Origin of the sequence: Streptomyces sp. SID3343 (assembly GCF_009865215.1) — a bacterium.
In the GTDB taxonomy this organism is placed as follows: Bacteria; Actinomycetota; Actinomycetes; order Streptomycetales; family Streptomycetaceae; genus Embleya.
Window position 1 is genome coordinate 1 of record NZ_WWJX01001378.1, and the last position, 8,208, is coordinate 8,208.

The following is an 8,208-nucleotide window of genomic DNA, read 5'->3' on the forward strand; positions in this document are numbered from 1 at the left end:
CCCCGAACCGCCGCGCCGCGTCCAGGAGGTTGCGGTTGTCCTCGGTCCGCAGCCGGTTGGTCACCGGAAGATCCCAGGCCAGGCGCGGAAGGTCGAGCTCGGGCGGCATCGCGGTGAGCATGTCGACGACGGCGTCCGGCGCGGCCGCGTCCACGGCCCGCAGGAGTTCCTCCCGATCGAGCGCGTTGGCGGCGACGGCCTCGACGCCCGCGGCCCGCAACGCGTCGGCGCGGAGCTCGGTCCGGCAGATCCCGATCACGTCGTGGCCGACCGCTCGCAGCAACGGCACCAGCGCACGGCCGACCACTCCGCCGGTTCCCGCGACGAGTACACGCATGAGTTCTCCCGTTGTCTCGGCGTGCCGCCCGTTCCGTCCGCGGCGACTTCGCGAACAGGACGGGCGAGGCTGCTCCAGTGTGACAACCGGCGAAGGTGACCCGCCTCACGGGATACGTTTCCCGACCGCCCGCGCCGCCGTACGGCCCGTCCCCGGCCAGTCCCCGGCCCGCTCCCCGATCCGTCCCCGCCCCGTCCCGACCCGTCCCCGCCCCTGACCCGGCCCCACTCCGGAGCCCGCGCCGACCGACCCGGAGCCACCCCCGCCCGACACCGGCGCGTGGCGAATGTTCGCCTTTCCGTCATCCGCCGGCCGCTCACCGGTCGGCCACGAAGCGATGGACTTGCACATGCCCGGCATTTGCACCGTCGGGTCTCTGTCGCGATCTCTTCGCGGGTCGACACCACAGTCGGCCCACTCCGAAAGGGCACCACGTGTCGGCCACTTCCCCATCCTCCGGTGTCTCCCGCCGTCGCCTGTTCCAGCTCGGCGCGGGTGGCGCGGGGCTCGCCGTCGCCGGATCCCTGCTGCCGCCCTCCGTGCAGCAGGCCCTCGCGTCGCCGCCTCGGCGCGGTGGCCTGAAGGCGATCAAGCACGTGGTCGTGCTGGTCCAGGAGAACAGGTCGTTCGACCACTACTACGGCACGTTGCGCGGCGTACGCGGCTTCGGTGACCGCAACGCGATCAAGCTGCGCGACGGCGGCAGCGTGTTCGAGCAGCCGGGCGGCCCTGCCGGGCACGTACTCCCGTTCCCGGTACGCAAGGCGGCCGAGGACGCGTCCAAGGACCTCCAGTACATCGGCGCGCTCGCTCACGGCTGGAGCGACGGCCAGCAGGCCATGAACGACGGCTGGAACGACGGCTGGATCGGCGCGAAGTCGCCCGCCACGATGGCCCATTACGACCGGACCGACCTGCCGTTCCACTACGAGCTGGCCGACACGTTCACGATCTGCGACGCGTACCACTGCTCGCTGCCGTCGTCGACCTCGCCGAACCGCAACTACGTGGTCAGCGGCTACACCGGCTTCGAGCCCGGCAGTACGACCCGGCGCGCGATCGACAACGCCGCGTACTCCGAGGACACCCACGCGGGTTACGCCTGGAGCACCTACGCCGAGCAGCTGGAGCGCGCGGGCCGGTCGTGGAAGGTGTACCAGGAGTGGGACAACTACCAGGACAACAACCTGGAGTTCTACACGTCGTTCAAGCAGGTCATGCGCAAGGCGCTGATCCCGGCGGGTGGTTTCAAGAACCTGGACAAGTTCTACGGCAAGCTGGCCGGCCTCGCACTGGCCGAACAGGACGCGCTGCTGGCCAAGTTGGAGCAGGGCGTGGCGACGCTGACGCCCGCCGAGCGGTCGTTGTACGAGCGCGGGCTGCGGCGCAACCGGCCCGGCGGGCTGGCCGCGGCGCTGCGCGCCGACATCGACGCGGGCAAGCTGCCGGAGGTGTCCTACCTGGTGCCGTCGGCCGCGGATTCCGAGCATCCGAGCGCGTCTTCGCCGGCCGCCAGCGCGTCGATCACCTACCAGGTACTCGACGCGATCGCGTCCAACCGTGAGGTGTGGGACTCGACCGTCGTACTCCTGACGTTCGACGAGAACGACGGCTTCTTCGACCACGTACCGGCGCCGCGCCCGCCGGAGGAGGTCACCGACGAGTACTTCGACGGCAAGCCGATCGGCTTCGGCGCGCGCGTGCCGATGATGGTGGTCTCGCCGTGGACGGTCGGCGGCTATGTGTCGTCGGAGACGTTCGACCACACGTCGATCACCCGCTTCCTGGAAACCTGGACGGGAGTTCGCGCGCCCGACATCAGTACGTGGCGGCGGACGGTGTCGGGCGACCTGACGGGCGTGTTCGACTTCGACCGGGCCCGGCGCTCGCACGTACCACCGAAGCCTGCCCCGGCGCCCAAGTTCGTCACCCGCTGGAAGCCGGCCCCGCCGGTGAACCAGAAGCTCCCCGATCCCGAGCGCGGCCGACGCCCGGCCCGCGCGCTGCCGTACCAGCCCGACGGCTCGGCCCGGTTCGACGCGGCCAAGCGAACCCTGCGGCTCGACCTCGCCAACAGCGGCCGATCCAGCGCGCACCTGAGCCTGTTCCCGTACGCGGGTGAACTGCCCAAGCCCAAGCACTACGACGTCAAGGGCCGGCGTACGGACACGATCGCGGTGGTCGGCGACCACTACGACCTCACCCTGATCGGCCCCAACGGCTTCCGCCGCGAGTTCGTCGGCACCACCTCGGGCCCGGCCGCCACGGTCGAGGTCACGTCGCGGATCCGCTCGACCGGTCGGGTCCTGGACCTGGAACTGACCAACCACGGCAAGGAGACGGTGACCTTCAAGCTCACCGCCAACGCCTACGGCCACGGCCTGGGCGACCGCGACCGCACCATCACCCTCAAGCCCGGCCGCGACCGCACCCTCACCTGGTCCACGGGCGCCACCGACGGCTGGTACGACCTCACCGTCACCCTGAACGGCCCGAGCACCTTCACCCGCCGGTTGGCCGGCCACATAGAAAACGGCCGAGACAGCATCAGCGGCTGACCCCACCACCCCGCGGCGGCCCGACAGCCCACCCTGCTGCCGGGCCGCCGCGGCGTCGCCGCGAACGATGAGCGGCGACACCGATCCGTGCGCGGCGGCGACCACCCGCCGAACATCGCGGCACATCATGCGACATGCGACACCGGACACCGAATTCCCCGAACGCCGGCCCGCCTTCCGGCGTTGGGCAGGGCAAAGGGGCATCGCAGGGCGCCTTCGCGCCTTCGCGCCTTCACGCGTTCACGTCTTCTTAGCGCCTTGCGTCTTCACCCGGGCGAGGAGTCGTCTCGCGTCCGAGGACGGCCCGTCGCCTGCTCCGGCCGAGAGACTGGGCGACGAGCCTTCGCCGACTCCGAACGCCGCTACGCGCGAGGTTCGGCCTGGGGCGTGAGCAGGACGATCGGGATCGTTCGGTCGGTCTTCCGCGCGTAGTCGTCGTAGAGGGGGAAGATCTGCGCCATGCGAGTCCAGAGGGACTCGCGCTCGGCCGGGGACGCGACACGGGCTCGGGCGGTGAACCGGTGGGTGCCGGCCTGCACCCCGACACTCGGGTCCGCGAGAAGGTTCCTGAACCATGCCGGGTCCTCGTCGGCGCCACCTTTAGAGGCGACGAGAACCAAGTCGTCGCCCGACCTGCCGTAGATCAGGCACGTGCGGCGCGGTCGGCCGGTCCTGCGTCCGGTCGTGGCGAGCACGAGCACGTGCACCCCGTTGTTCTCGTGTCCCTCGGTGCCACCCGAGGCCAGGTAGGTGCGGGTCTGCTCGGCGACCCAGTCCCACGACGAATCGGTGGCGCGGTCGAGGTCTTCGGCGACGGCCATGGCGGCGGTCCCTTCCAGGTGTGTGGCGGGTATGGCGCGGGGTGGTACGGCCATGGCGGCCGCGTCCGTCCTGGGACGGAACCGGCGGGCCGTTCTCGACATCGTCCCCCGGCAACTCGCCGGCGACGCGCTCGGTGGCGACGCGCGGGCGCCCGGACGCGGCCGTGTCCGCCGACGACGAGTACGTACGTACGTACATACGAACAGTTCGGGGTGCTCGGCGGTGCGCTGGTGGACCGCTGGGACCGCCGGCGCACGATGTGGGTCGCAAACGCGGCGCGCGCGGTGCTGCTCGCGATACCGGCGGTGGCCACGTTCGACATGTTGAGCATTCCGCTGCTCGCGGCCGTCGCCTTCCTGCTCGGCCTCGGCGGAATCTTCTTCGACACCGCCGCCACGGCCTACCTGCCACATCTGCTCGGCCGCGAGCCCGCGCTCCTGGAGCGTGCCAACTCGCGTCTGCGCGGCGCCCAGACCGCCGCGTCCGGCTTCGCGGGCCCACCCGCGGGCAGTGCCCTGCTCGCGCTCGGACGGTCGGTTCCGCTGCTCGCGGACGCGGTGTCGTTCACGCTCTCCGCACTGCTCGTACGCTCGCTGCCCGCCACGCCCCAGCCGGTACCGAACGCCCGCGAGTCGCTGCTTCGGCAGGCGTGGGCATCGCCTCCTTCCTCGGCCGACGACTCGGCACCGGCACCGCGCCGACCTGCACGGCCGCGGTCGAGGGACTCGCCGTCCTGGGCCTTGCCGCCGCCCCGAACCCGTACGTCGCCGGGCTCGCGCTCGCCGTCTGCGGAGCGGGCATGGGCGCCACGATGGTGCTCGGCCCCTCCCTCCGACAGGCCATCGTCGCCGCCCACCTGATGGGCCGGGTCGCCTCCACCTCGCGCATGCTCGCCATGTGCGCCGCCCCGTTCGGTGCCTTCCTCGGTGGCCGACTGGCCACCACCTACGACATCCGCACCCCGCTCTACACCGCCGCCGGCCTCCTCCTCGCCATGACCGCCCTCACGGCGACCATGACCACCAATCACCGGATCGAAGCGGCGCTGCGCGCCACCGCCCCGGCCGATGATCCAGAGCACCCGAAGTCCCCGGATCCCGTTCCGGAAGGTGCCGCTCAGCCCTCCGCAAGCTCGTCGAGCCCGGCGCCCGGCCGGAGCCGCGCCCGGAACCGAACCTCCTCCGGGGCCACGGTCGGCTGTCTCACCCCTCGACCTTGCGGGCACGAAAGGCGGCGGCCTTGACGCGGCTTTGGCAGGCGGTCGAGCAGAACTGGCGAACGGCGTTGCGCGAGCCGTCGACGTAGACGCGATCGCACCGGGGGGCTCGACAGACTCCGAGGCGGCCGGCGAGGTCGCTGCCGATGGCCAGTGCGAGCGCGGTCGCGCATCCGGCGCTCCAGCCCACGGCGAGCGAGTCGTCGGTGCCGTGGAAGTGGACCTGCCAGGGCTCACCGGGGACCCGATCCAGTTGTGGGCGGGCGCCGCCGGCGGACAGGAGGGCGTTGACCAAGTCCGCCGCGTCGTCGACGCGTTCCTCGTCGACGGCTTCGAACACCTCACGCATGCGCTGAGCCGTTCGGGACAGGTGGGCGGCCTGCGTCGGTTCGACCTCGTCGGCTCCGACACCGCCGGCAGGCAGTGCGGAGGCGACCGCCCCGGCCAGGTCGCCATCGCGCGGTGCGCTGTACGGCTTGCCGCGCCGCGCGCCGTCCGTCAGCGCGTTCACGAGTGAGACGGACACGTCCAGCAACGTCGCTACGTGACTGTCGAACATCACTTGACCAGTCACTCCCTCCGGCAGTAGTTTTCGTCACTGACATTAGCTGATTCATCAGTGACGCAGGAGGCTGCGTGCGATTCCTGCCGACCCGGCAACGACTGCCGCGCACAGTGTGGTTGCTCATCGCGGCCAGGGCGGTCAACCGACTGGGGGCCTTCTCCCTGTCGTTCCTCACCGTCTTGATCACCACCCGATTCGGCGCGAGCGTCGGCACCGCCGGCCTCGTCTCCGCCGCCTTCGGACTCGCGACGATTCCCTCGCGTCTGGTCGGCGGCCGGCTGAGCGACAGGCTCGGGCGACGCCGCACCATCGTGTGGGGTCTGGTCGGCTGCGCGGTGGCCCAATCGGGAATCGCCGCAGCGGACAGTCTGGCGGTGGCCGCCGTCTTCGCGGTGCTGCTCGGGCTCGCCTTCGAGGTGTACGAGCCGCCGAGTCAGGCGATGATCGCCGATGCCGTGGGGGACGCCGAACGTGTGCGGGCCTACAGCCTGATGAACGCCGCCCTGGCCGCCGCGGGCATGGGGGCGGGGCTGATCGCGGCCGGTCTGGGACGGTGGGATCTGCGCCTGCTGTTCGTCGCCGATGCCGCGACCTGTTTGCTTTGCGCGCTCGCCGTACGCGTGTTCCTGCCCCGCGACCGGCCCACGCCGAGCCGGCCACTCACGGACGGCGAAGACCGTGAAGACAGCGAAGACGGCGAGGATCGTGAAGAGGGCGAAGACCGTAAAGATGGCAAAGGCCGCGGGAACAACGGGAACTGCGTCGAGGTCGCGCCGTGGAAGGATCGTGCCCTGATGGCGATGCTCGCCTCGGGGACGCTGTTCGCGCTGGTCCACCTCCAGATCGTCGTCATGCTGCCGCTCTCCCTACCGCAGCGCGGTCTCCGACCGGCCGACGCAGGACTTCTCCTCACCGCGTCGGCCCTCACGATCGTGGCCTGCCAACCTTTGCTTGCCCGACGACCGTTGACAGCGCTCTCCATACCTACGGCCCTTGCTTCGGGATACCTCCTGTCGGCACTCGGGTTGGCCGGCTACGCGGTCGCGCACACCCTCGGCGCCCACGTCGCGGCGACCGTCGTCTGGAGCGTGGGTGACTTTCTGTTGGCGGGGCGCGTGTACACGATCGTCGCCGGCCTTGCCCCACCCGGTGGCACCGGGCGGTACATGGCCGCCTACGGCACCAGTTGGGGATTCGCCGCAATCGCCGCCCCCGTCCTGGGCACCCAACTCCTCCAGCGCGCCGGGGCAACCACGTTGTGGGTCGGCATGGCCACCGCCTGCCTGGCCCTGGCCGCCATCCAACCCGCCATCGCCCGCACGGTCCTCGCCCACCATCGGCCGTCACCGACCCGGAACACGCCCACGCCCGACTCCACAGGCAACGATGCGACAAGCGAGCCCGGTTACCTCTGAGTGCTCGACCCGGTCGGGAATCTCGGACACCCTTGGCCGCTCTCCGCGACCACCCCACCGCCGCCGTCCTCGCGTAGTTCGGGTACGGCTCGGCGCCCAGACGCGTTGCGGTCGGTGCGTCGCTCGGGCCGTCTCGCGGTCGATCCGGCGGTACCCGGTCGACGCTTCACAGGATTGCGTCTCGTCTTCTCGTGAGGGCACACGAGTATCGACACGTCCCCGGAACCCGCTCTCTTGCCCCGCCTCGGCGGATCACAGGCAACTCCACGGGCGGTGGGCGCCTGCGCAGGTGGCCGAGGACCGGGGGAACATCGGGGTGGGGCGCGGGGTGGGTTTCGGCTTGTTGCGCTCGGTGCGGTATTGGGCCGTCACGGATGCCCGGATGACGAACTGATGCTTGGTGTAAGCCTGTTGCCAGGCAACGGGATTGGCGTACAAGCCTTCGACCCACGGCGTATCGAATTGCTCGCCCGCTCCTCGGGGAGGCGTCGGGTCCGGGAAGCGCACGTCCGAAACGGGTTGTGGCCTCTCCCAGATCCCCGTGTCCGGCGTCAGCCCGAGCCTTCGAGCCTCGCGAACGAAGTCGGCCGTCGACGTCGTGGGGTCGTCCGAGCCGTACAAGTACATGGTCGTGGACGTGCATATCACGCCCACCATGCCCGCCTGCGGCTTCGGCCGGGTCGTGGTGTCGCGCCAACACCTGGCGAATCCGAGGCGCTTGAACTGCTCACCCGCCCGCCCGTGGAAGACCCGGAAAGGCACCTCCGTATCGAGCCTCGCGCGCGTCTCCTCCGCGTGATGCTTCTCGTATGCCTTCTGCCGCTTGTCGGCTGCCGCGAACTGCCGTTGGCATGCGTACAGTCCGCCGAAGACGGTGACGACTGCCGGCGCGATCACGGCCAGGACGAACCGGGCGAGCCACAGCAGACAACCGGTCGGTCGCGTATCGGGGCGGGAAGACATGTGCCCATCGTCATCGGCAACTGCCGCCCGGACAGCATTCGTTGCCCACTCGCAACCCGACGCGGCACAGCCGGACTTCCCAGCACGACACCGCGCGCGACGACACTGCGCGACAGGACACCGAGCGACAGACACGGAGCGACACGACACGGAGCACACACGACACCGCGCGACAGACACCGAGCGACACGACAAGGCACGGCAGGTCTCCCTGGCACCGGCCGGCGCGGCACAGCCCGGCGCAACTCGCACCCACCACCCACACCTACACCCGCACCCGCACCCGCACCGCCGGATCGGCCCCGACCACCACCCCACGCCCCCCGGCGCAC

At 70.8% G+C, this 8,208-nt stretch carries 6 protein-coding genes and 1 pseudogene; 3 read left to right on the top strand and 4 right to left on the bottom strand.

The features are described from left to right. On the bottom strand, positions 1 to 337 hold a 337-nt coding region (locus GT354_RS43970; protein WP_161362748.1), incomplete at its 3' end, for an NAD-dependent epimerase/dehydratase family protein. A gap of 434 nt (positions 338 to 771) precedes the next feature. Between GT354_RS43970 and GT354_RS43975 the strand changes: the two genes are divergently transcribed. Then, complete coding sequence (locus GT354_RS43975) at positions 772 to 2,895, top strand: phospholipase C, phosphocholine-specific (RefSeq protein ID WP_161362750.1); 2,124 nt, start codon at positions 772 to 774, stop codon at positions 2,893 to 2,895. A 362-nt stretch (positions 2,896 to 3,257) separates the two neighbouring features. Here GT354_RS43975 and GT354_RS43980 read toward each other — a convergent pair whose 3' ends face one another. Next, entirely contained in the window at positions 3,258 to 3,770 is a 513-nt protein-coding gene (locus tag GT354_RS43980) for a nitroreductase/quinone reductase family protein (protein ID WP_237536055.1), read from the bottom strand. A gap of 153 nt (positions 3,771 to 3,923) precedes the next feature. Here GT354_RS43980 and GT354_RS43985 point away from each other — a divergent pair. Further along, positions 3,924 to 4,816 (top strand): annotated as a pseudogene (locus GT354_RS43985) (MFS transporter); the annotation flags it as partial. A 103-nt stretch (positions 4,817 to 4,919) separates the two neighbouring features. On the opposite strand, the gene GT354_RS43990 reads toward GT354_RS43985, so the two are convergent. Then, entirely contained in the window at positions 4,920 to 5,459 is a 540-nt protein-coding gene (locus GT354_RS43990; RefSeq protein WP_346012449.1) for a CGNR zinc finger domain-containing protein, read from the bottom strand. A gap of 110 nt (positions 5,460 to 5,569) precedes the next feature. On the opposite strand from GT354_RS43990, the gene GT354_RS43995 reads away from it, so the two are divergent. Further along, a complete protein-coding gene (locus GT354_RS43995; RefSeq protein WP_346012450.1) occupies positions 5,570 to 6,913 on the top strand; it encodes an MFS transporter in 1,344 nt (447 codons plus the stop codon). A 252-nt stretch (positions 6,914 to 7,165) separates the two neighbouring features. Here GT354_RS43995 and GT354_RS44000 read toward each other — a convergent pair whose 3' ends face one another. Then, complete coding sequence (locus tag GT354_RS44000) at positions 7,166 to 7,876, bottom strand: hypothetical protein (protein ID WP_161362755.1); 711 nt, start codon at positions 7,874 to 7,876, stop codon at positions 7,166 to 7,168. Positions 7,877 to 8,208: the final 332 nt, after the last annotated feature.